17 protein-coding genes are annotated in these 24,809 nt (G+C 32.3%); 10 read left to right on the top strand and 7 right to left on the bottom strand.

Translation table 11 applies throughout. The annotated features are described in order from the left end of the window. Window positions 1-196: 196 nt before the first annotated feature. Window positions 197-4,318 carry a two-component regulator propeller domain-containing protein gene (locus WAF17_RS18785; protein WP_338763018.1) on the top strand — a complete coding sequence of 1,374 codons (4,122 nt, stop codon included), beginning with the start codon at window positions 197-199 and terminating at the stop codon, window positions 4,316-4,318. A 34-nt stretch (window positions 4,319-4,352) separates the two neighbouring features. Further along, a complete protein-coding gene (locus tag WAF17_RS18780) occupies window positions 4,353-4,811 on the top strand; it encodes a DUF3592 domain-containing protein (protein ID WP_338763016.1) in 459 nt (152 codons plus the stop codon). A gap of 47 nt (window positions 4,812-4,858) precedes the next feature. On the opposite strand, the gene WAF17_RS18775 is transcribed toward WAF17_RS18780, so the two are convergent. Beyond that, window positions 4,859-5,917, bottom strand: a complete 1,059-nt coding sequence (locus WAF17_RS18775) for a glycosyltransferase family 9 protein (protein WP_338763014.1) — start codon at window positions 5,915-5,917, stop codon at window positions 4,859-4,861. A 160-nt stretch (window positions 5,918-6,077) separates the two neighbouring features. On the opposite strand from WAF17_RS18775, the gene WAF17_RS18770 reads away from it, so the two are divergent. The 6 genes from WAF17_RS18770 to WAF17_RS18745 all read left to right on the top strand — a co-directional run bounded on the left by WAF17_RS18770 (window position 6,078) and on the right by WAF17_RS18745 (window position 11,218). After that, entirely contained in the window at window positions 6,078-7,859 is a 1,782-nt protein-coding gene (locus WAF17_RS18770) for a M61 family peptidase (protein ID WP_338763011.1), read from the top strand. A gap of 86 nt (window positions 7,860-7,945) precedes the next feature. Continuing rightward, window positions 7,946-8,380, top strand: coding sequence for a hypothetical protein (locus WAF17_RS18765; RefSeq protein ID WP_338763009.1), 435 nt, complete (start codon window positions 7,946-7,948; stop codon window positions 8,378-8,380). A 95-nt stretch (window positions 8,381-8,475) separates the two neighbouring features. After that, the gene (locus tag WAF17_RS18760; protein ID WP_338763007.1) at window positions 8,476-9,099 is read left to right on the top strand and encodes a Uma2 family endonuclease; all 624 of its coding nucleotides are present in this window, start codon (window positions 8,476-8,478) and stop codon (window positions 9,097-9,099) included. A 132-nt stretch (window positions 9,100-9,231) separates the two neighbouring features. After that, entirely contained in the window at window positions 9,232-10,023 is a 792-nt protein-coding gene (gene kdsA, locus WAF17_RS18755) for a 3-deoxy-8-phosphooctulonate synthase (protein ID WP_338763005.1), read from the top strand. 103 nt (window positions 10,024-10,126) lie between these two features. Beyond that, window positions 10,127-10,870: an SDR family NAD(P)-dependent oxidoreductase gene (locus WAF17_RS18750; protein WP_338763002.1), complete on the top strand. Its 744-nt coding sequence runs from the start codon at window positions 10,127-10,129 to the stop codon at window positions 10,868-10,870. A gap of 168 nt (window positions 10,871-11,038) precedes the next feature. Beyond that, window positions 11,039-11,218, top strand: a complete 180-nt coding sequence (locus WAF17_RS18745; RefSeq protein WP_338763000.1) for a hypothetical protein — start codon at window positions 11,039-11,041, stop codon at window positions 11,216-11,218. 247 nt (window positions 11,219-11,465) lie between these two features. On the opposite strand, the gene WAF17_RS18740 is transcribed toward WAF17_RS18745, so the two are convergent. From WAF17_RS18740 to WAF17_RS18725, 4 genes are all read right to left on the bottom strand, one after another. Further along, entirely contained in the window at window positions 11,466-12,746 is a 1,281-nt protein-coding gene (locus WAF17_RS18740; protein WP_338762997.1) for a CAP domain-containing protein, read from the bottom strand. A 279-nt stretch (window positions 12,747-13,025) separates the two neighbouring features. Next, entirely contained in the window at window positions 13,026-14,867 is a 1,842-nt protein-coding gene (glmS, locus tag WAF17_RS18735; protein WP_338762995.1) for a glutamine--fructose-6-phosphate transaminase (isomerizing), read from the bottom strand. A 168-nt stretch (window positions 14,868-15,035) separates the two neighbouring features. Then, window positions 15,036-16,400, bottom strand: coding sequence for a hypothetical protein (locus tag WAF17_RS18730; RefSeq protein ID WP_338762992.1), 1,365 nt, complete (start codon window positions 16,398-16,400; stop codon window positions 15,036-15,038). A gap of 278 nt (window positions 16,401-16,678) precedes the next feature. After that, on the bottom strand, window positions 16,679-17,533 hold the full coding sequence (locus WAF17_RS18725) for a glycogen/starch synthase (protein WP_338762990.1): 855 nt from the start codon (window positions 17,531-17,533) through the stop codon (window positions 16,679-16,681). 433 nt (window positions 17,534-17,966) lie between these two features. Between WAF17_RS18725 and WAF17_RS18720 the strand changes: the two genes are divergently transcribed. Then, entirely contained in the window at window positions 17,967-19,403 is a 1,437-nt protein-coding gene (locus tag WAF17_RS18720; protein WP_338762988.1) for an SUMF1/EgtB/PvdO family nonheme iron enzyme, read from the top strand. 72 nt (window positions 19,404-19,475) lie between these two features. Here the strand turns inward: WAF17_RS18720 and WAF17_RS18715 are convergent, their stop codons facing one another. Both WAF17_RS18715 and WAF17_RS18710 read right to left on the bottom strand, forming a co-directional pair. Beyond that, window positions 19,476-20,615, bottom strand: coding sequence for a hypothetical protein (locus WAF17_RS18715; RefSeq protein WP_338762985.1), 1,140 nt, complete (start codon window positions 20,613-20,615; stop codon window positions 19,476-19,478). 283 nt (window positions 20,616-20,898) lie between these two features. Beyond that, entirely contained in the window at window positions 20,899-22,353 is a 1,455-nt protein-coding gene (locus WAF17_RS18710) for a sodium:solute symporter family protein (RefSeq protein WP_338762983.1), read from the bottom strand. A gap of 274 nt (window positions 22,354-22,627) precedes the next feature. Between WAF17_RS18710 and WAF17_RS18705 the strand changes: the two genes are divergently transcribed. After that, window positions 22,628-24,772 (top strand): 7TM diverse intracellular signaling domain-containing protein, encoded by a 2,145-nt coding sequence (locus tag WAF17_RS18705; RefSeq protein ID WP_338762980.1) that lies wholly within the window; start codon window positions 22,628-22,630, stop codon window positions 24,770-24,772. Window positions 24,773-24,809 lie beyond the last annotated feature (37 nt).

Here is a 24,809-nt window from a genome sequence, read left to right as displayed (position 1 = left end):
TTTTTTTGAATTTGGTAGGTTTATTTTTTTATAAAAAATGATAGAATATTCTAACTTGTTCATCTAAATTTCTATTGTAATATGCTAGTTTTTTTTTATCTTTCCTAAATAGAACAAACATAGAATAAAACAAATCCCTATTAAAACTCAAATGTAGCTGTCAATGAGGATTTCATAAAAGGCACTCAAAAAATTTATGTCGCATTTACCTCAATTTTCTATCAAAAATAACTTATCATTCCTTTTTCGTGTAGTCTGTTTTTTTAGTTTCCTTATCTTTCAGAATACGGTTTCTATTTATGCACAAGAGGCTGTGTTAGATTGGCGTTTTGACAAAATTACCTCCCAAGAAGGACTATCTCAAAATACGGTTACATGTATGTTGCAGGATAATTTGGGTTTTATTTGGATAGGAACTCAAAATGGACTTAATCAATATGATGCTAGTCATTTCAAGACCTATAAAAACGAAAAAAATAAAAATTCAATCCCTGATAATCATATTACTTTTCTATTACAAACCGAAGATAATTTTATTTGGATAGGAACTCAAGACGGTGGACTAGCTAAACTCAATACCATTAGCGAACAATTTGAAGTCTTTACTCACAACCCACAAAACCCCCTCAGTTTGAGTGCAGGGATAGTTACTTCAATTTTAAAAGACTCTAAAAATAGACTTTGGGTAGGAACTTCTATCGGTGGTCTGAATCTTTTTAATCCAACAGCCAAAACATTTGACCATTACAGAAACGATGAACGTAATCAAAACTCATTAGCTCAAAATCATATTACAGATATTATAGAAGATAATCAACAACGCCTTTGGATAGCGACAGCAGAAGGAGGGTTAGACCGTTTTGAAGAAAATGAAAATAAATTTGTTCATTTCAGACCAAGTATTTATGGAAGCAGTTCAAGCGCACCAAGTAGCGAACAAATCATTGGTTTAGAGATACTGAAAAAGCAAAACTCTAAAAATAGTAATTTGAGTAACAAGCTTTGGATTGCTACTCGTGATGGAGGAATTAATATTTTAGATTTAGATACAGAGATATTCACAGTTTTGGAAGCTAATGAACAAAGAACTATTGACAGAACAGGAAAGCCAACAACAAAAAACCTTTTTTCTAGCAAAATAGTTACTACTTTTCAAAGTTTTGAAGATGAAATTTTTGTAGGTACACAAGAAGATGGTGTTTTGATTATTAATACTTCAACAAATCAAATAAAAGCACTTGTCTCTAATCCTTCTTTGCGTTACTCGCTTAGTAATAATCATATTACAAGTATTTTTAAAGACAACCAAAACAGTATTTGGATAGGAACACTTGCAGAAGGTGTGAATAAATTTAATGCTATCAAAAACAAATTTGCTCATTTTAGAGAAGAAACTGACAAACCTAAAAGTCTTCCAGATAGCCGAATTACAAGTATTTTCAAAACGCAGAATGATAACCTTTGGATAGGAACAGCAAGTGCTGGGGTTGCTATCTTGACGCCTGAAAATAAAAAAGAAAGAATCTTCAAGACCTACCAACATAGAGAAAAAGATGAAACTACTATTGCAAGTGATAAAGTCTCTGTGGTATATCAAGATAGGCAAAATCAAATTTGGGTCGGAACTTCGGAAGGTTTAGAACTTTTTGATGACAAAACACAAACTTTCAAAAAAGTTGAAGTGTATAACGAAGAGCTAATCAACCCAAAAAAAATATCTATAAAAGCTATTTATCAAGACACCAAAAATAATTATTGGATAGGTTTATACCAACAAGGACTTCTCAAAATATTACCTTCTGGAGAAACAGAACTTTTCAAAACAGAAACCTATGATGATTTTAGCTTGAGCAATGATTATGTTCGTGTAATTTTTGAAGACAGAATTGGCAACCTTTGGATAGGAACAGAAGACGGACTAAACCTATACGACAACATGCCAAAAAGCGAAAAATTTGTACGCTATATGCACCAAATTGAAAACCCAAATAGCATTAGTAATGATGAAATTTTGTCTATAACAGAAGATGATGATGGAAATATTTGGATAGGAACAGCAAATGGGCTTAACAAGTTTGATGTCAAAAAAGGTGATTTTACAGCTTTTACAGAAAAGGATGGTTTGCCAAACAATATTGTTCATGCAGTAGTCTGTGATTTGCAAAATCGTATTTGGGTAAGTACAAGTCAAGGAGTAGCAGAGTTTGACCCTTATGCAAAAACGATTCGTTCCTATGATATTTCAGATGGATTACAGAGCAACGAATTTATTTCAGGTTCGGCTTTTCAAGAAAGAATAATTGATAAAGTTACTGGAGAAGAAAGACAGGGTTTTATTTATTTTGGTGGAATAAATGGTTTTAATCGCTTCAACCCTGATAGTTTGAGTTATAATGTAGATGTTCCTAAGCTCGTCTTCACACAATTTTCACTTTTTAATAAAGCTATTTCTCCCTCTGATAAAGATTCGTACTTGGAAAAAGCGATTCCTTACACAAATGAAATTGAATTACCTTATGATGCAAATGTTTTTTCGATTGAGTTTTCAGTTTTAGATTTTATTGCTCCTCAGAAAACAAAATATTCATATTACTTAGAAGGATTTGATAAAGAGTGGCATTCTACTAGTCGTAATTTTGTTACTTATACCAATCTTGCTTCAGGCAATTATACATTAAAAGTGAAGGGTTCGAATAGTGATGGAATTTGGAATGACACAGGAATTGAAATGAATATTATCGTAACTCCTCCTTTTTGGCGAACGTGGTGGTTTATTACGCTTTCTATATTTCTTTTTTTGGCTGTTACAATAGGAGGATATAATGTTAGAACTTATCAAATTCAGGAACAAAAGCGTCGTTTGGAATATCAAGTAGAAGAACGAACAAATGAACTAGCCGAAAAAACATGGGAACTAGAAAGCCAGACTAAGCAATTGGCTAATCAAAATTCGCTTTTAGAAAAACAATCAGAGGAACTTAAAGTAGCTTATGACAATGTAAACATCTTGAGTGAGGTAGGACAAAAAATTACCTCTACCTTAGACATGCGCCAAATGATAGAAACTGTTTATCAAAATGTAAGTGGACTTATGCCTGTTGACAGGTTCGGTATTGGTGTTTTTAATGAAGAATCACAGCGTTTAGAGTTTCCATTTTTTGTGGAAGGAGAAACCTACTTTCCATTTCATACAAAGTCATTGAGAGATAAAAAACGCCTATCTGTTCTTTGTTATGAAGGTCAAAAAGAAATTATTATTCAAGATTTTGAGAAAGAAAATAAAAATTATACCAACGAACAGGCAAGTAAGGGAATAGAAATGGAACTTGGCAAAATGCCAGAATCAGCAGCTTATTTTCCATTGAGTGTAGAACAACATGCTATCGGAATCCTGACCGTTCAGAGTTTTCAAAAAGATGCCTATTCTAATCAGCATATCACTATTTTACGGTCTTTGGCTGCCTATACTTCTATTGCCTTGGATAATGCAAGAGCCTATAAAACAATAGAAACCAACAATAGAAATATTACGGATTCTATTCGTTATGCTCTTACTATTCAACAAGCGATGCTACCAGAAAGAGATTTTATGAATTCGCTTTTTAGTTCTCACTTCGTAATTTTCAAGCCACTTTCTATGGTTTCAGGTGATTTTTATTGGGTTACTAAAATAGATACAGAAGTTGATGGAATTATTCAAACAAGAACCTATGCAGCTATCATTGACTGTACAGGACATGGCGTTCCAGGTGGTTTTATGTCTGTTATTGGCAAAACTCTTTTAGATGAGATTGTACAGACACAACAAGTAAGAGAACCTGCCAAAATTTTGGAGCTTTTGGATAAAAATACACGTGCTGTTTTGAAGCAAGACCAAACATCAAATGATGATGGAATGGACATCGCTCTTTTTTGCCTAGAAGAAGAGGCAGATGAAAATACATTCAAAATTACTTTTTCAGGCGCAAAACGACCTTTGTATTTTATTGAAAAAATAGAATCAACTCCAAAATTAAAAACTATAAAAGGCGACCGTCGTTCGATTGGGGGAAGAATGAGAAATAATCCTGTTCCGTTTACTAACAATGAAGTTATTTTGAAAAAAGGTTCTTTAATCTATCTCACAACAGACGGTTTTGCAGACCAACCCAACCCAGAACGTAAGAAGATTGGTTCTCTGAATCTTCGTAAAATAATAGAAAACAATGCTACAAAGTTAATGGAGAAACAGAGAACAGACCTACTTATGTCATTGAGAGAGCATCAACAAGAAAGCGCACAAGTAGATGATATTAGTCTGATAGGAATCAAAGTTTAAAGATAAAACCTACTCTTCTTTTATATAAAACAGCTTGAGTTATCTCTCTATGACCAAAGAAAACAAAAATAAAATAGCAGGAATTATTATGATTATCGTGGGCATCTTCTCACTTTTATTTGGTGTCCTTGTTCTACTTGCCGTGGAAAATGATAAATCAGACTCTATAAAAGCCACAGCAACTGTTGTTGATTATGATATAGAGCCAAGCTCTGGGAAAAAAGAATATCAATCTATTTTGGAATATACGAATCAAGACGGAAAAATAGTGCAGTTTAAAGACCCCATCGCCAATTACGAACCTAGATTTGAAATCAATGAGAAAGTAGAAATTCTCTATGTCCCAAGTAGAGAACATAGCGAACAAATCAACACACTTGTTAGTATTTACTTTCTACCTTTTATTCTCATTTTTTTTGGATTTGGTAGTATTATTTTTGGAAATCAATTCTATAAAAATAAGATGAATTTTGAGAATAAAGCAAGAAGGTAAGCTTATCTTATTGCATTTTTTTGATTCAGCAGAAAGAGTTGTCTCTTTTACAAAATACTGTTTACAATTTCCAAAATCTGTTCTGTTTTGATGCTCTCTGCACACTTAAAATGACCTTTCGGACAAGATTTAAAACCGTGCAAACCACACGGACGACACTCCAATTTTTGTTCAGTTTCGATAATAAATGATGTTGAAGATAGAGGTGTAAACCCAAAAACAGGAACAGTCGAACAAAAAACAGCACAAACAGGTGCATTGACAGAAGAAGCCAAATGCAAAGGCGCAGAATCGTTTGCCAAAACCAGTTTTGCATGTTCCATCAAAGCTGCTGATTGCATCAATGATAATTTCCCTGCTAGATTTATAATTTTACTTTTTACTTTGAATTTTAAATTAATTTGATTTAATTCTATCCCTTCCACTATTTTCTGACAATTTTCCGAATCTGATGGTGCACCCAACAAATAAATCGTAAAGTTTTGAGGAAGTTGTATGTTATTTTCTTCTTCAAATAATAGTTGTGCAATAAACTCATACCATTTATGCAAAGGAAATTGTTTGGTAAACCAGACCGAAGTGGGCGCAATACAAATAAAATCCTTTTGAATAAACTCTTTTATTTTTTCTTTATCAGCATCAGAAGGATATAACTTTGGCTTCGAAATATCATTTATATTTATACTTTCTAATACTTTGCTATTCCGTTCTATTTCGTGAGGCGAATTTTCATTTGTTGTAATTATATGCTCATATTTGTGTGTAAATGCCCACGAAAAAGGGTTTTTCTTAAACCCAGCTTTTATTTTTGAATTTGAGAAAGCTGTCAAAAGTCCTGTTGCTCCGAAGCGTTGTAGATTCAGAACAGAATCATAAGAAGTTTTTCTGACTTTTTTCATCAACTCAAAAAGACTTTTATATTTATTTTTTTTGTCCCAAATCAAAACATCATTCAAGAAAGGGTGTTTTTGAAGTAAATTTTCATTTCCTTTTCGCAATAAAAAATCAATTTTTGCAGAAGGATATTTTTTCCGAATAGACTCTATCAGCGAAGTTGCTAAAATGACATCGCCTATAAAAGCTGTTTGTATTAGTAGAATTTTCATTAAATTATCATTTTGTGTGTTCAGTTCCTCAGAACTGAACGAAACGATTTCTCAAAATCGTAATTTTTATACATATCACGATTCTGAGGAATCGTCTGAAATTCGTTTCTAAGGAAACGAATTCACTTTATTTTTTTCAAATTTACTCTATTCTTTTCACATGTTAGATTATAAAATTTCATACACACAAGCGCATCATCATTTTATCAATATCGAACTTACCATAAATCACGTCGATGATATTATGGAAAAAGAACTTTCCCTTCAACTTCCTGCGTGGCGACCGGGGCGTTATACACTACAAAATTTCGCTAAAAATATAGCAAAATTTGAGGTTTTCGATGAAAATGAAAATCCCTTAGAATTTGCAAAAGCTACCAAAGATAATTGGAGAATAAAAACAAAAGGCGCACAGACTGTAAAAGTTCGTTATACGTATTATGCCAACCAAATGGATGCAGGAGGGTGTTATGTGGACGAAAAACAAATTTATTTGAACTTTATTTGTTGTTGTTTGGAAGTCAAAAACCGTCCAGATTCAATGTATAGAGTTCATGTAGAAATGCCTTCTCGTTATAAAGTAGCTTGTGCATTAGAACAAAAAACCGAAAAAACGGCAGGAAAAGATAAGGATTATTTAGTTGCGACAGATTTTTTTGAGCTAGTCGATTCTCCTCTGATTGCCTCTGATACGCTTCAACATAAAAGCTACAAAGTAGAAAACTCAGATGCTAATTTTCATATTTGGATTCAAGGCGATTGGAAAATTGATTTTGAAAAGGCAACAGAAGAATTTCAAAAATTCACAAAAGACCAAGTCGCTCTTTTTAAGGATTTTCCAAGTACGGATTATCATTTTATGTTTCAGATTTTGCCGTATTCAAAATATCACGGTGTAGAACATTGTCATTCTACCGTCATTACGTTGGGAGCTGATTATGACATGGACGGAACGGCTCGTTATAATGACTTTTTGGGGATTAGTTCGCACGAGCTTTTTCATTTTTGGAACATTATGCGTATTCGTCCGAAAGAACTTATGCCGTATGATTTGTCTAAGGAAACCTATTTCAAAACTGGTTTTGTAGCTGAAGGATTGACGACGTATTATGGAGATTATATTTTGTGTAGAAGTGGCGTTTGGACACAAGAATATTATTTGAAAGAATTGGAAGTATTATTAAAAAGACATTTTCACAACAATGGAAGGCTCAATCTTTCTGTGGCTGATTCGTCGTATGATTTGTGGCTTGATGGTTATGAACTCGGCATTCCGAACCGAAAATCATCGATTTATGTAGAGGGAGCAATGGCTGCATTTATTTTGGATATGAAAATTAGGCAATCTAGTAATAATGAGAAATCTTTAGATGATGTAATGATAAAACTATGGGAAGATTTTGGTAAAAGGAAAAAAGGCTATTCCTTAGAAGATTATCATAATGTCGTCGATGCTGTGGCAGGAGATGCTTTTAAAGATGACACAAAAAATTACTTTGAAAAGAGTATTTATTCGCCCAATGCTTTAAATGAATATCTAAAAGAAGCCTTTGAATATGTCGGAATTGAGAAAACATTTGTTCCAAATGAAAACGAAATAGAGCGAAGATTAGGATTAAAAACTATTTTTCAGAATAATGCTTACGTTGTGGTTGGTTATTCTCCAGATAGCGAAGTAGCTAAATGTCTGACGGTTCAAGATGAAATTGTAGCAATTAATTCATATAAATTGGATGCAAACAATCCAAATGCAATTTTGAAAAAAGCTGCAAAAGAAGAAAAACTAGAATTAGAAATTTCGTTTTTTAGAGATAGTCAATTACACACCATTACTACAAAATACGATGAAAATGGCTATCCAAATATTAAACTGAAAGTAAAAGAAGATGCTACCAATGAGCAGAAGGAGAATTTGGAAAAATGGCTAATGCCTTTGGTGTAAGCTTGAAAAATAGATTCAAGCATAGATGTTTGAATCTATTTTTTTATATCCAGTTTTACAAAAGAAAATCAATTACAGAAATCAAAATGGAAGTTCTCAACAAAATATTTAGATTAATTATACCTATTTTATCTTTAATAGCTGGTGTGTTTTTACTACAGGAGTTTGACCCTACGAGGTCTATCGTTTATGATACTACTGTTAGCAAAGCAGTTGTAATGCATGGAGATAGATATTATAGACAATCTTTAAGAGCTTCTTACGAATATAAAGGACATACGTATAAGAAATATTTTCACTTTGATACTGCTTCTTATGGATATTATCAAAAAGGAGACACTATTTTAATATCTCATTTTAGCAAAAACCCTAAAAAAGCAGTACCCTATAAATATGTTTCGCCATTTATTCTAATACCTGTTTATTTATTCTTTGCATTTCTTTTAGTTCCTTGGTTCATAGCAGGTATTAAAGAGGATATTATACCTTTTTTAAAGAAGATAAATAACTTGGCAAACTAATAAAAGAACAAAACAGTGTTCTGTGGCACTACATAACCTCTCCAAAACCATTAGTTCAAAAGCTGCGTTTATAGAGAAAAGATAATCAAAAAATTATGATAACTTCACTAGACCAGTTAGATTTTGATAAAACATACTCTTACGCAGATTATCTGACATGGAAATTTGATGAGTTTGTAGAACTTATAAAAGGAAAAATATTTCCAATGTCTGCTCCAAATAGGATGCATCAAGAACTTTCCTTACGCTTTAGTGGTCTGCTTTTCAATTATTTACAAGAAAACCAGCGTGGCTGTAAAGTATATCCTGCTCCTTTTGATGTTCGCCTTCTAAAAAATCCATCACTTACTGAAAAGCAGTTAGAAGGAAAGACAGACAAGGAAATTTACACAGTCGTGCAGCCAGATTTGTCTATCATTTGTGATTTGGAAAAGCTAGATGACAGAGGCTGTAAAGGTTCGCCCAATCTGATTATTGAAATCTTGTCTAGCAACGCAAAACGAGATGTAAAGGATAAGTTCGAACTCTATGAAGAAAACGGAGTACAGGAGTATTGGCTTGTTCGTCCGACAGAAAAGACAATTCAGCAGTTTTTTTTAGAAAATGTAAAAGGAATAGAAAAGTATGTTTATCAGAAGACTTTTGTAGAAAATGAACACATTACTTCTGTCTATTTACCAGATTTGACAATGGACTTGGATATTATTTTTGCTGATTAGTTTCTCAATTGAATAAAAAGCAAATAGGTATAAACTTTTATTTCAAACAACCTCAAGCTAAAGTTTTTGAATAGGCAATTTTTATTTTTTGTACTTTTGTACTTATTGAACCTTCTCCAAAAACACAAAACTATGACACTCTACGAACGCCTACAAAAAGAAACTTTCCTTATTGCTGGTCCTTGTGTAATCGAAAATGAAGAGTTGCTCTTCGAAGTAGCCGAACACATGGTCGAACTTTCTAAAAAAATGGGCTTTCTTTATATTTTTAAAGCCTCTTTTGATAAAGCTAACCGTACTTCGATGGAATCTTTCCGAGGGCCTGGACTAGAAAAAGGATTAGAAGCCTTAGCCAAAATCAAAAATAAATATCAAATTCCGATTACAACTGATATTCATGAAGCCTATCAAGCTGAAATAGCAGCCGAAGTGGTTGATATTCTCCAAATCCCTGCTTTTTTGTGTCGCCAAACTGATTTATTATTAAAATCAGGAGAAACTGGAAAAATTGTAAATATCAAAAAAGCGCAATTTCTGACAGGTAGAGATATGGTTTATCCTGCAAAGAAAGTAGAAAGCACAGGAAACAAACAAATTATGCTTACAGAGCGTGGAACAAGTTTTGGAAATCATAATCTTGTTGTTGATTTTAGAAATATTATTGATATGAAAGAAATGGGTTATCCTGTTGTGATGGACGTAACGCATTCGGTTCAAAAGCCAAGTGCCAACAACGGAACAACTGGAGGAAATAGAGAATATATTCCTTATTTCTCAAAGGCAGCAGCTGCGATGGGAGTAAAAGGATTTTTTATGGAAACGCACCCCAACCCTAATAATGCTCTTTCTGATGGTCCTAATATGGTTGAGCTAGAAAATATGGAAACGGTATTGAAAGAAACTTTTAATCACATTATGATATAAGAAAATTCCTTTTTGTAATTAGTAAAACAAAAAGTCTTTAAAGTAATTCTACTAAATGGAATTACTTTTTTTATTCTACATAATCTAGCAAAACAAATATATAATGACGACCCTTTATTTTATCACAGGCACAAGCAGTGGAATCGGTTATGCACTTACAAATCATATTTTATCAACTGAAAATAACGTTTTGGTAGAAGGAGTTTCTCGTAACCAAGCTATTCATCACGGAAATTACAAACATCATACATTTGATTTATCAGAAATAGATGAACTAATTGGTTTTTTTGGAAAGATAGATTTAGAAAAGCGAATAAAAAATAAAATTGATAAAGTTGTTTTGATAAATAATGCAGGAACTTTAGGACAAGTAGGGCATGTAGGCAAAATTCCTAGTCAAGATATTGTCAAGACAATAAATATCAATACGATTGCTCCTTTTGTTTTGATGAATGAGTTTTTGCATACTTTTGATAATCAAACTTTTGGAAACATAGAAAAAGTAATTATTAATGTTTCTTCTGGTGCTGGAAAGCGTCCGATTGATGGGTGGAGTGCTTACTGTGCTTCGAAAGCAGGTCTGAATCTTTTTGCAGAAGTAGTAAAAGAAGAAGAAAAAATACTGAACCAAAATACTCAGATTTTCAATATTTCGGTAGGTGTAGTGGATACAAATATGCAAGGAGAAATTAGAAAAACAACAGAAAACGAGTTTTCAAGTGTAGAATACTTCAAGGAATTAAAAAATAATAATCAACTTGCTAGTCCTGAATTTGTAGCAGAAAAAATTTATTCTATCATAGAAAAACCACAAGATTATGAAGATATTTGGCAGAAATTGCAGTAAATGAATTTTGTAACTGATTGGCAAGTGATTTATATGATTTGGCTTCGCCAAGCTATCGGTTGTATGATAAAAGGCAGGATAATAATAGAGCGTAATTTCTTGTTTTAGAACAAATCTGTCGAATTAATCGTAAATCAATTTAAAAAGTAACTCAAAACATTTGCAAATATGAAAAAGCAAGAGACAAAAAAAGCAGAAAGTTTAGATACAGAAAACTCTACTAATAAAGACACAAAACATATTGAAAATTCAAAAGAGAAAATCAAAGAACTCTCAGATGAAGAACAAGAAGACTTGAGAGCAGAAGCTAGAGAACGTTACAATCGTTTGTTGGGCTGTGGGGGTTGATATTTTATTCAATACAATATCTTATTTCTGTAAATAAGCTTTAAATAGCATTGAGTCAATTATTTTTGACAAAAAAGTCTTAACTAAGGTACTTATAGACTTAATAAAGCTCTTTTAGCTAATCTTTCTAAATAACAATAAGTACAACTATACAAACATGCCACTATTTATAGTATCATGTTTTTTTTACTTTCATAAAACGCTTTCACACAGCTAAGATAAAAATAGGACAATATTACATTTTAGTCTATCTACCAAAATCCAAAACGCTATTAAATCGATAGGTCTTGTGAGGTTGAACCGAAACTCCTAATGTTTTGTAGCTTCCACTAAGGCAAATTTTTCTGTGTCCTAAACTTGGTACACCCGAATCGATGAGTAATTGCATCACAATTTCAAGGGCATCAAACTGACCATAAGAACAACACTCACCAGCGAATTTAGCTTTACAACCTGAGTTTGATAGTCGTTCGTGTCCGACATATCCTTTTTTTCCTGATGAAACAGCGTGGCATCTCGCACTAACAAACAAGTCTTTTTGAGGGTAAAGAACACCCACAGGCTGCATATTTTTCAAGGTTTTGTAGAGCGACCCTGTGTAGTAATCCGACAAACTCAAATCTTCATGAGAGTTCCATTTTGTATATTTACGTATAAATGTTTCTGCAAAAAGTGGAGGATTTAGACGAGCCAAATTGAGATAATAATAAACTAATTTTTCATTTTCTGTCAGATAATCTGTGTTTTGAGCTGTATAGGCAATATTATACTTTGAACTTTTCCATTCTGGTACTACTTGCTGAAATTCTTTTTCATAGGGTATAATATCTAAAGTTTCATTTGATTCAGTTACATTTTCTGTGTAGTTTTCTATAATTTCATCGCCACTTTGATTTTCTTTGATTTCTAATACTTTTCTATCAAATTTTGTGAGACGAGCTGAAGTTTCTCCTTTTTTGAGTGTTGGGAGAATAGAAATTCCGAAAAAACCAGTTTTATTAGAAAGTAAAATCTGTTTTGCTTGATTATTAGATTGAGATTTCAGAATTGACATCAAAAGTCTCATTCCTGTATTTTCATAATACATAGAAGAGGACGTTCCACTTACTTGAAAGTTTTTACATTCTTCATTTTTGTTGTAGCAATTAGCCAAAATACATTCTTCTCTCATCGGAGAAATGATAGAAAGAGGACGTATTCTTTTAAGTTCGTTTGATAGTTTCTCTATATCTTTTCCAAACATCACAACATATCCTAGTGAGTTTGCTTTATTCCAGTCTGTACATTTATCTAAAAAAGTTTCTGCAAAAAGTGGTGGATTAAGGCGCATCAAATTGAGAAAATAATAAAATTGTTTTTCTTCTTTATTCAAATAATTAGCAGATTGTGCAGAATTAGCTGAATTATATTTTTGTTGTTTCCATTCTGGAATCCATTTTTTGAATTCATCACATTGAGCAAAAGAGTTTTTAGGCAAACTAAAAAGTCCTATAAATATAAATCCTACAAATAAAATTATTTTTTTCATAATTGCATTGTTTTTTGATGTAACTATCTATTCTATTTTCAATTTACTTGCCAAAGGAAATAAATTTAGAATTTAGATTTAAGAATTTAGAAGGAAATGCGAATAAATACAATTTTTAAACACAGAGTTACAGAGAACACAGAGAATGAATTGAAGACCAGCGTATCTAAAATTTATTTTAGATACAAAAAACTCTTCCACTATTAAATAATGAAAGAGTTTTTGGCTTTGAATTTTATTTCATTCTAATTTTTAAAATCTGATTTCTAAATTTATTATTTATTCTACCGTAACAGATTTAGCCAAATTTCTAGGCTGGTCGACATTACAACCACGCATAAGAGCAACATGATATGATAAAAGCTGAAGAGGAATAACTGAGACCAAAGGCATAAAAGCATCGTGCGTACTTGGAACTTCAATCACATAATCTACCTTTTTAGGAATAGCTGCATCGCCTTCCGTTACGACAGCAATTACTTTTCCTCGCCTTGCTTTTACTTCTTCAATATTTGATAAAATTTTATCATATGAATTATCACGAGTTGCAATAACTACAACAGGCATTTCTTCATCTATAAGCGCAATAGGACCGTGTTTCATTTCAGCAGCAGGATAACCTTCTGCGTGTATGTAGGATATTTCTTTCAATTTTAAAGCTCCTTCTAAAGCAACAGGGAAATTATATCCACGTCCTAAATATAAGAAATTACGAGCATTAACAAAGTCTTTTGCTATTTTTTCTATTTGAGTATTTAGTTTTAGTGCCTGTTCTACTTTTTGAGGAATGCGTTCTAATTGACGTAAAAGGTCTTTTAGCTGATTTTCTGAAAGGGTTTTTCTTTCTTTTGCCAACATCAATCCTAATAAAGTCAAAACGGTTACTTGTCCTGTAAATGCTTTTGTACTTGCCACACCAATTTCAGGTCCTGCATGTATGTATGCGCCTTCATGTGTTGCTCGTGCAATAGACGAACCTACTACATTACAAACTCCAAAAATAATTGCACCTCTACTTTTAGCTAATTCAATAGCTGCAAGTGTATCGGCAGTTTCTCCAGATTGAGATATAGCAATCATTACATCGCCTTCTTCAATAATTGGATTTCTATAACGAAATTCAGAAGCATATTCTACCTCAACAGGAATACGTGCAAACTCTTCAATGATATATTCGGCTACCAAACCTGCGTGCCATGATGTTCCACAAGCTACAATAACAATGCGTTTTGCACTAACAAGGTTGTCTAAATACTTATGAATTCCTCCCAAATTTACGTGTCCATTAGCTGCAATAAGTCGTCCACGAAGAGCATCACGAATAGATTTTGGTTGCTCAAAAATTTCTTTGAGCATAAAATAATCATAACCTCCTTTTTCGATAGATTCCAATTCCATATCCAAAGTATGAATATAAGGAGTAGTCGGAACGTCTTCAATATTTCGGATAGTAAGTGAGTCATTTGTCAGAAGTGCAATTTCGCCATCATTCAAATAAACTACTTCTTTTGTATATTCAATAATTGGAGTAGCATCAGAAGCAATAAAAAACTCGTCGTGTTCTTTTCCAATTCCGATTACTAATGGACTTCCTTTTCTTGCTGCAATAAGCTGATGAGGACTATCTTCCGACATAATAATAATGGCATATGCTCCCACTACTTTATGGAGTGCCAAACGAACAGCTTCTTCTAAGCTACATTTGTGTTGGTCTTGAATTTCTTCAATAAAATGAATAAAAACTTCTGAATCTGTATCCGATTTAAAAGTATGTCCTTTATTGATTAAATCTTGTTTTAAGACAGAATAATTTTCAATAATTCCGTTATGGATAATAGCCAAACGACTAGAACCTGAATAATGAGGGTGTGCATTTATGTCATTAGGTTCTCCATGAGTTGCCCAACGAGTATGCCCAATACCTACTTTTCCCTCTTTATTTTTGTTTTCTGCAAAGCTCTCTAATTCAGCTACTTTACCTTGTTTTTTATAAATATTGATACCAGAATCCATTAAAGCTACCCCAGAACTATCATATCCACGATATTCTAGTCTTTTAAGTCCTTTTATAAGAATGGGATACGCTTCACGCTGTCCGATATAACCTACAATTCCACACATAAATTCGTATTTTTAATGACGTATTTTTTAATAATTTAATGAGTTTTAGTAATGCAAACTCTTTAGTATCAATAAATTAATACTAGCAAATTACAGAATAATTTTAATTCTTTTTTGATTTGAAAAACAGTTTATAAAAAAATAAGTTTTCAAATTTCAATTTACCTTTTATTCTGCAATACTATAATACATACGTAAACGAATAGCAGGAAGGTTGTTTGTGTTTTTTTGAGTAGGAAAAATAAATCTATTCACACTAATATTATTTTCAGAAGGTTGTATAATCAAACCATCACTTTCAGGAATTCCTCCTCTTGCTAATTGATTAATATAACTTGTTATCGTTGCATAGCTATATGACTTTCCTTGTACAGAATAAGCAATTGAAGCTCCCGTATTTGCCGTTTCTGATTGTAAAAACTGAATTGTTCCTGTTGATGTATAGAAAAAACCATCTCCATCTCCGTATGCAAACAAAAGCTGATTTGGAGCTCTAAAATTAGCACTCATTGCTTCTTCTAACGTAGGAATAACTAACTCAACACGCTGAATAACTACACTCTGACTATTTACTAAATCACTTAAATATGGAAATTCTAATTTTACACCAATTCCTGTTCCCGATTGTATGGCAGCAAGATTATTTGTGCTTTCAGAAAGAACAAAATTATCCGTAGTCAGAGGAGATAAAGCAGAGTTAGACAAATCACTTTCTACATTAGAAAAACTAACAGGCATATCAAAGTCATAAGAAGATGAAACAGTATCACTTGGATAATGAAAATATAAAGTCAAGTTCGTTGCAGGTGCAAATGGATTGATGCCTATGATAGATGTATTTGGAGAAGCAGTTCTAAGAGCAATTCCTCTTGAGAAAACTCTAAATAAAGAATCATTCTCAAACTTATTTTCTACTCCATAATCAAATAATCTTCTTCCAAATGTTTCTGAAAGAGAAACTCGCAATACTTTATTGCTGTCCAAATCATTTGGATAAGTGGCACTTCCTAAAGATGAAGTTGAGGTTTCTAGCACGTCAAACTGATAATAGCTTTTGTCTTCAAAAAGCTCTGATACTTCATAAAGCTCTACTGTGTTTTGGGCTAATGTATCTCCATAGACGTAATCCGTTTGAAAAAAGCCTACTAATGAATCATAGATAGCTGTTTCTCCTGCGTCATTTTGCAGCTCTTCTGTAAGTGTAGTAAGTCCGATATTTGCAAAGCCTTGTGCTGAATATCTACCTACATATTCATCAGCTAAAGAGCCTATTAAAAGACGAGAGTTTCCAACCCTTCCTGTTGTATTAACGCTATCAAGTTGAAAAACCTTAACGTTTACGGTTACTGTATCTGTAAAATAGGTATTTATGAGTTGCTCTTCTCCTATATCGATAGGTTCTGGCTCATCTTCACAACTACTTAGAGTCATAAAGAAAAAAAGCGATAATATACCGTAGAAAGAAGATTGAATAAAAGGAGTTTTTTTTGAGGATAGTATCAAGAGACGAGATAAAAAATTATTCTTTTTCATTAAATTAAATTTATGACAACTGTTTTAGTGGTTTTTGAAGCTAGATGAAAGCAGTACGAAGTAACTGCCTTGTTTTGTTGCAAAAAAGACTTTACAAAACCTTTTTTGAAATGCTTTTGCAAAAGTACAAATTATATAGATATATTGAAGTATTTAGCTATTTTGAGAATCAGAAAGTGATATGCAAACAAAAAACAGACAGAATAAGCTTATTCTGTCTGTTTTTTATAAAAAATATATTGCTTTAGAGTATTTTCTTAATATTCTCTTAATATTTCTTAGGCTGTTTTTTCTTCTTCAACTAACTCTGTCATTTTATCGCCTAAAAGTGTCTTATAGATTTCGAAATATCCATCACAAATTGCTTCTTTATCTCCTACAATTGTACTTACATTTTCTGATGAAGAAGCTGCAATAATATCATTTGTTTTGCCAGATTCCTGTGCATTTACTACACAATCAGAATATTTTGCACCCATTTCCATAAATCCTTGTGGAGTTGGGTTTGCAACAAGAGAAGCTAACATTTCTTCTGTAATATCATCTAAGGCTACTTTGTCTGCAATGGTAGAGGCATCAAAATTTTGCTCAAAAAGATTATCATACACCGAAGAAACAATTTTTGATTCTTTAAAAAGAGGTTCATTTTGATATGTTGTACGGAGGTATAAAGGCAAGAGACCCGTAAACCAATCGTTACAATGCACAATATCAGGTGCCCAACCTAGTTTTTTCACTGTTTCGGCAACACCTTTACAGAAGAAGATAGCACGTTCGTCATTATCTTCAAAAAGATTTTCTGCTTTGTCTTTATATAACTTCTTACGGTGGAAATAATCTTCATTATCGATAAAGTACACCTGCATTTTGGCTTGTGGAATAGAAGCTACTTTGATAGTAAGTGGTTTGTCTTCTTCTCCAACTGTAATATTGATTCCAGAAAGTCTGACTACTTCGTGAAGGCGATTTTTACGCTCATTGATAACTCCCCAACGTGGTACGATAATACGGATTTCGATATCTTTGTTCTGCATTGCTTCTGGCAACGGACGTACATAATCTCCAACTCCTAACTTATTCAAAAATGGTGTAATCTCGCTCGTTACATAAAGTATGCGTAGGCTCTCCGACATAGTATAAAAAGTTTGGTAAAATATTCTTTAATTTTTTTGCTTCGAATTATGAAACTAAGCTTATTACTTATTATTCATTAAGTATTTTTATAAAAGAAATTACTAAATTTATTTTATTGAAAATATTTGAAAATTTGTTTACTGTAATTCAAAACGTTTTACAAAAATACGGATTTTTTTTTCAGAAAACAATAGGTTTGTCAAAAATAACTTGTATTATTGCCTTTCAAACTACATCTTGCACTACTTATGCTCTTTCGAATACTCAAATTCGTTGCAAAACTGCCTATCTAATTTTATTCTTTAATAAGTGCAATTTATTTACTCCTTTCCTTTTCATTGTAAACTAAAATAGATTAAGCCACGTTAGAAAATCAATATTTAGTTATTTAGTTTTTCTATATTCCTATCTTTTAGTTCTACTTTTTATTCAATGAAAAATATCTTTCTCATAGTCTTTTTGTTTTTGCCTTTTGTTTCTTATTCTCAAGTAGTTTCGCATTCTTTTGAAGATAGTGTTTTGACTGTTTTTATTAAGCCTTCTAACTTACAGTCTGAAACAGATACTATTTATCCAAATGGAATTCCTAAGAAAGTAAATTTTGTTTTTGAGGATTTAGATTCAAATGATAAAGACGATTATATTGTAATTACATTAGCTAGAGGAAGACAACCTATAAAGACACATACTTATAATAATATAAAGAATGATGAAAGCTATGCCTATCCGATTTCTTATATCGTTTGGAAAGATGAGTATTTTATAATACAATACAACAACCCAGTTAAGGACTCTGTTGAAACACTTTTCCAAAAAATCTATATTCTACCAAAACCAATTCTAGAGAAAATAGAAAGAGAAGAAAAAGAGAGAATACAAGATTCTTTAAACAGAATAGCAGCCATAGAATATCATCAAAAACGTTTTGATAAGCTAAAAGAATCTCAAGAAAATTTAACAAAAAAAGATAAAAAGAAGATTGCTAAAGTTTATTCAAAAGTAACTCCTCCAAATGGAATTGAAATAGATACAGCAATATTTATGGATGAGACAGAGATATCGAATGTTCATTGGGTAGAGTATCTATATTATCTCAATAAAGATTCTTCTAAAAACTGTTATTTAGAGAACTTATCTAATACGGTTATTTTTGATTCTGTTTATTTTAACCCATATGTCGATCATTATCCTCGTTACCCAAGATTTAAAAACCACCCTGTCGTTGGAATTAGTTATCAACAAGCACAAGGGTATTGTATTTGGAGAGCGAATATGGTAAATGATGGCTGGAAAAAAGAAAATAAAAACAAAGACTATGAAGTAATTGTACACTACAGGCTTCCAACAGAAAAAGAGTGGGAATATGCAGCAATAAAAGATGACCTCAATTATCAACTTGGAGGATACTCTACAAGAAGAAGATATACAGAAAAAGAAAAACGAAAGATTTATCGTTCAGCAAAAAAATATGCAGATTCCACTTATTCTATTGAAAGAGTAAAGTTGGATATGAAAAATTATTTTGAAAGTGATACCAGTTATAAGAGAATGTTTAATTATAAAACAGAATATAAAAAGCCTTATTTCGATGGTGGATTTGCTTCTTCTTGGAAAGGCTATGGAAGTTTTGATAATTTGATAACTAACTGGATATATCTTTACAAACCAACAAGACATTTTGGTATCTACAATATCTTCGGAAACGTAGCCGAAATGACTGCTACAAAAGGTATTGCCAAAGGAGGAAGTTTTGTTCATACCTTAGAAGAGTGTGCTGCTGATAGAGTTCAAAAATATGATGCTCCAAAGGCTTGGTTGGGTTTTCGTTGTCTGGCTGAAATAGTAGTTCGAAAGAAAGAAACAGAATGATTTTTAAAACAAAAAAAGGCTTTCTACATTGCTGTAAAAAGCCTTTTTTTTATGTACTAATCAATAAGAAGGTTACTTTCCTCCTCCACCTCTGCGTGAACGGCTGCTTCCTCCTCCACGGCTCCCACCACTAGATTTAGAACGGCTTCCACTAGAGCTACGAGTAGAACTTCCACTTCTATTATTCGAACGAGTATTTGAACTTTTTCTTGTACTTGTTCCTGTATTACTTCTACGATTTGAATTTGTATTACTACGAGTGTTAGTTCTAGTATTATTGCTATTTCCTCTTTGGTTAGAGTTATTATAGTTTCCGTTATTGCTGTTTCTAGTATTAGAAAAACGGTTGTTGTTGTTGTTTGTTGTTCCTCCTGTGGTGCGAGTATTGTTATTATTTGTATTACTACCTGTTCTTGTAGGAATGATAACATTTCCTCCTCTACGCTGACGTGCTGCTGTTATATTTTGGCTGCGAGTGTCTCCTCTATAAATTCTATCACACGAGTTCCATACATTATTATTCCAGTTGTTATTTCTCCAACCATTATTCCAAGAATTTCCATAGCCATAATAGCCATTTCCCCAACCTCTATTCCATCCTCTGTTCCAGTAAGGGTCGTTCCACGTATTCCATCTGTTTCCATAACCTACAGACCAACCAGAATTCCAGCCAAAACGAGAATTCCAACCTACTGACCAGCCAGAGTTCCAACCTCTATTCCAGTTATTTCCACCAAAACCACATGGGTTTGAATAACCACACGGATTTGTAACCACTACGTTACCACATGGATTTACTCCACATGGGTTACTGAATTGATTAAACTGCTGACAGCCGTTACAATTTTGTTGTTGATAAGGCGTGTAAGTTGGTGTAAACTGATTTGCTTGTGCTTCTTGAGCATCTAATTTTGCTCTAATTTCGGCTTGTTGTGCATATTCTGCTTCTGCCCTTGCACGAGCTTCATCGGCACGTTGTTGCGCTAATGCTTCTGCTTTAGCTTTTTTATTTGATAAGGCGACACGGTTTTTCTTCGAACCATACACATCATCATAATCTACATCTTGTGCAAAAGAGTTTGCTGAAAAGATAAAGAAAGCTACCAAAACTCCAATGATAGAATGGAAAGAAGGAGGCGAACCGATAATAGAACCAATAATTGGGTGCGACCTTGTTTGATTTTTGCTTGTGTTTTTTATTTTATTTTTCATAATGATATAGGTATAATTTGAATGTATTTTTGATTTATTAATTTACTAATTGTTGGTTTTATTTACTTTTATTGAAGTTCTCTCAAAGTTAAGATTTAAGCCAAAACTCATAATCCTCTACTTATTTTAACTCAAAAATGATGCTTCTGTTACTTATTAGATGTAAAAAGTTACTGATACGTTGCATCAAACTATTATTTTTCTTTTAAAATTTGAAATAACGAAGCAATATCGGCAACAAAAACAACCTTTTCTTCCTCATACAAAATCATCAATATTTTTTCTATTTCTTAGAAACCGAAACATGAACGATTGCAAAAAGCATAATAGAAACACTTATCCCAAAAAGATTTGCATCTAACTCGTAAGGCAACTTTAAACCATTTAGTTTTTGCATCAAAATCAAAATTAGTGTAGTCGTTCCTCCTCCAATCATTGCGACCAAAGCAGCAGCAGGACTTGGGTTTTTGATAAAAAGCATTGCCAAAACAGGTACAAACAAACCCGAAACCATAAAAGCATACGAATAAAGCATCAGTTCCAAAACGTTTTGCATATGCAAAGCAAGTACAATCGCAAAAGCACCAATAACGAAAGTTAGGATTTGAGATAGAATTAAATTACTTGCCATTTTCTTTTTGAAACGACCAATAATATCAGTCATTAGGTTTCCAGAAGCAGCCATCAAACAACTATCAGCCGTCGACATAATTGCAGAAAAATAAGCCGAAAGCATCAGACCCATTAAGCCAACAGGAAGCATAGTACGAAGTAAAAGAGGTAAACCCATTTCAGCATCTAATGGATTTGTAGTAGCCGTCGCCACCGTAAAACCAGCCTCTGCAAAAGCCCCTTGCAAATAAGCAACTTTGGCAAACATTCCCAATAAAACTCCCATAAAAGCCATAAATGGATATTCAAAAACTCCTGCAATACGCCACGCACGAATTGCCGTTTTTTCGTCTTTTGCTGCATAAATTCGTTGATAAAGTGTCATTCCAACAAACCAAATTGGTACAATCGTAATAAACCAATTTATGACTTGAGAAACGGTAATATTTCCTAATGAGAGCATTTCAGATGGAAGACTTTCTTTTATTCCTTCCATTCCACCTACAAAATAATAACCCATCGGAAGACCAATTCCGACAAGACCTGTAAGTAAAATAATCCATTGTACCGTATCAGTATAAATTACAGCTTTTATTCCTCCAAAAACAGTATAAAGAACAGCCACTACGCCCATTGCCCAAACGGCTTGTTCTAAAGTAATAGCCGTCGGAAAGGTAGCTGAAGCCAGTTTTGCACCAGCCAAAATCTGACTACTAGAAAAGCCCACATAACCAATGAGTGAAATAATACCTGCTGCTAGTGCTACATCTCTTGTATAATAATGTTCAACAGCTTGGGGAAAACTAAGCAGTTTTTTCTTTTTTGCAATCGGATATACTTTAGGAATCAGATAAACGGCACTTAGCCACGCTCCTAAAAGACCTGTAAATAACATCCAACTTCCTGCAATTCCAATCGAAAAACCCAGTCCTCCCAATCCAATCGAAAAACCTCCTCCTACATCTGTCGCTACTACGGAAAGTCCGATATGCCCTGCTGAAAGTCCACGCCCACCAACATAATAATCTTCGTCTGATTTGTTAGTACGATAAAAATAAAAACCGATAGCCAACAGCGCAATAAAATAAACAATAAAAATACTAATATCTATCCAATGTAAATCCATTAAAAAACGTTCTTTTGATAATTTTGAAATAATATTATAAAACACAAAATTTCAAAGGTAACGAAAATGGTAGGGAAATGCTATTTTTGAAAAATTGTTTAAATTTAATCCTTTCTCATTAAAAAATATTGACAATAAACTTCTTCTCTTTCAAAACAACAACAATCAATACTCATAGTATATCATAAAATTGAAGACTATATTTTGTCGTTAATTATAAAATAAGTAGTTTCAAACTAGAGTTATTCCTAATTCAGAATCTATGTCTATTTAAATGAACTATTTGTCTATATCTACTTTGTTATCTCAAAAAAGGTTTCTTTTTGTTTTGCTGTTTGCGCTTTTATCTACTACTATTTTAGCAAAAGAATCTGTAGTTATAGACAGTACAGAAAATAATTTTCACATAACACCTTTTCTGAATTATTATACAGTCGAAAATGATAACTTGAGCATTGAGGATATTACAAACAAAGATTTTTCAGATTCCTTATATCTAACAAAGAATACTAAATATATATGGACTTATGCTGATATAAAAATAGAAGATTCTGAAAAATGGTTAATCACTATTGAACCTAGAAAAAATGGCGTTTTGTATCTAAAAGATACTAACAATACTTGGAGTAAGTACACCTCTTCTGATTATATTTATTCTAAATACAAAATTTCTTTTCCTCCTATTTCTAAGGCTTTAACTCATCGGATTTATATAAAAATACCAGCTCAATTTTATTTTCAGAGTTCTAAAGAATTACGTATTTCTGTCATAAGTAAAAAAGTCTTTGAAGAAGATTTTTTGACTAATACTATTGTTTCTATGCTCGTTTTGGGAGCTGTCTTTGCTTTATTTTTCTATAATTTATTCTTGGCAATTAGTACAAAGAGCTGGAGTTATCTTTTTTATAGTTTGTTTTTGTGCTTTTTAGGAGTACGGTTTCTTACTGCCTCAAGTGTTTTTAAAGAATTATATCTTACTATTGAACAAATAGTTTTGTTTTCAAATATTTCGATGTGCCTGACTATCGTTTCTTATATACTATTTTGCCTTGCTTATTTTAGAATGAGTTATAAGAATACTTGGAGCAAAATTCTTCTTTTGAATTTAATGGTTGTAGTTACTTTTCTTCTTTCATCTTCTATAAGTCGTTTCTACAATAGCTCTATTATTCCACTCGGTGTAGCAGATATTTTTACAGGAATCCTTTTCATTTGTATTTTTATCTTTTCTGTTCAGAAGGTTCGTCAAAAGGCACTAGGAGCAAGAGAATTTTTGGCTACCAATATCATACTCATACTTGTATCTTTTGTATTTATAGTTTTCAACATTTACTTAGACAATAAGACTAGCACAATTCAAATATACTTTCTCAATGGCGCAATAGTAATTCAGATGTTACTTTTTTCTTTTACGTTGGCTGCTCGTTTTAATCTTATCAAAAAACAAATTGCTGAAAAAGAACTAGAAAAAGAGCAATTAGAAAAGAATCAGATTTTAGAAGTTCAGAAACTAATAGAGCAAAAAAATACAGAACTAGAGCAAAAAGTAACCCATCGAACGCAAGAGTTGAGTGAAAAAAATGAAGAAATGGGACAGCTTATAGAAAAATTAGATACAACAAATGAATCTCTAAAAACTGTTTTTTCTGACTTACAAATACAACATAATAAAGTTACAGATAGCATTCGATACGCAAACAATATTCAAGAGGCTATACTTCCAAATATAGATAAAATTCAATCTACTTTTTCTGATTTTTTTGTCTTTTTTCGTCCTCGTGATGTTGTGAGTGGAGATTTTTATTGGTACTTGCCTTTAGAGAATGATAGACATTTGATAGGTGCTTTTGATTGTACAGGACACGGCGTTCCAGGGGCTTTTATGTCTTTGATTAGTTATCAAATTCTGAATGAAACGGTTTTGGTTAAGAATAAAACAATGCCGAATGAAATTTTGGACGAACTACGAAAAGAAATTTATTTTTCACTCAAACAAAACGAAACTAAAAATAAAGATGGTTTAGATGCTTGTCTGATATTAATAGACAAACCAAATGAAATGCTTTACTTTTCGGGTGCAAAAAACCCTCTTTATTATGTAAAAGATAATAGTTTTGAAACTATAAAAGGAGATAATATTTACATTGGTGGAAGTTATGGAGAAAATAAATTTACACTTCATCAAGTTCCTTTTAGAGAAAAAGATACGCTATTTTATCTTTCTTCTGATGGAATACAAGACCAATTCGGAGGAGAAAACAACATGAAAGTAATGAGAAAAACCTTTAAAAAACTCTTATTACAAAATGAAAATCTAGCAAACAAAGAACAACCTTTATTTTGGGATAATTTTATTACTAATTGGAAAGGCAATAACCAACAAACTGATGATATACTTTTGATAGGAATACGACCTTAGTTTTTTATTTTTTATTCTTCATTCTTCAAAGCAAAAA

This window comes from Bernardetia sp. ABR2-2B (assembly GCF_037126435.1).
Taxonomy (GTDB): Bacteria; Bacteroidota; Bacteroidia; order Cytophagales; family Bernardetiaceae; genus Bernardetia.
This window is presented reverse-complemented; position numbering and strand designations above follow the sequence as displayed.

Bases quoted from the DNA above. Each gene is read 5' to 3' on its own strand.
- WAF17_RS18725 (WP_338762990.1), bottom strand. From the start codon at position 17,533: ATGTCGGAGAGCCTACGCATACTTTATGTAACGAGCGAGATTACACCA.
- glmS (WP_338762995.1), bottom strand. From the start codon at position 14,867: ATGTGTGGAATTGTAGGTTATATCGGACAGCGTGAAGCGTATCCCATT.
- WAF17_RS18715 (WP_338762985.1), bottom strand. From the start codon at position 20,615: ATGAAAAATAAAATAAAAAACACAAGCAAAAATCAAACAAGGTCGCAC.
- WAF17_RS18740 (WP_338762997.1), bottom strand. From the start codon at position 12,746: ATGAAAAAAATAATTTTATTTGTAGGATTTATATTTATAGGACTTTTT.
- WAF17_RS18765 (WP_338763009.1), top strand. From the start codon at position 7,946: ATGGAAGTTCTCAACAAAATATTTAGATTAATTATACCTATTTTATCT.
- WAF17_RS18720 (WP_338762988.1), top strand. From the start codon at position 17,967: ATGAAAAATATCTTTCTCATAGTCTTTTTGTTTTTGCCTTTTGTTTCT.
- WAF17_RS18785 (WP_338763018.1), top strand. From the start codon at position 197: ATGTCGCATTTACCTCAATTTTCTATCAAAAATAACTTATCATTCCTT.
- WAF17_RS18710 (WP_338762983.1), bottom strand. From the start codon at position 22,353: ATGGATTTACATTGGATAGATATTAGTATTTTTATTGTTTATTTTATT.
- WAF17_RS18770 (WP_338763011.1), top strand. From the start codon at position 6,078: ATGTTAGATTATAAAATTTCATACACACAAGCGCATCATCATTTTATC.
- WAF17_RS18745 (WP_338763000.1), top strand. From the start codon at position 11,039: ATGAAAAAGCAAGAGACAAAAAAAGCAGAAAGTTTAGATACAGAAAAC.
- WAF17_RS18760 (WP_338763007.1), top strand. From the start codon at position 8,476: ATGATAACTTCACTAGACCAGTTAGATTTTGATAAAACATACTCTTAC.
- WAF17_RS18705 (WP_338762980.1), top strand. From the start codon at position 22,628: ATGAACTATTTGTCTATATCTACTTTGTTATCTCAAAAAAGGTTTCTT.
- WAF17_RS18750 (WP_338763002.1), top strand. From the start codon at position 10,127: ATGACGACCCTTTATTTTATCACAGGCACAAGCAGTGGAATCGGTTAT.
- kdsA (WP_338763005.1), top strand. From the start codon at position 9,232: ATGACACTCTACGAACGCCTACAAAAAGAAACTTTCCTTATTGCTGGT.
- WAF17_RS18730 (WP_338762992.1), bottom strand. From the start codon at position 16,400: ATGAAAAAGAATAATTTTTTATCTCGTCTCTTGATACTATCCTCAAAA.
- WAF17_RS18775 (WP_338763014.1), bottom strand. From the start codon at position 5,917: ATGAAAATTCTACTAATACAAACAGCTTTTATAGGCGATGTCATTTTA.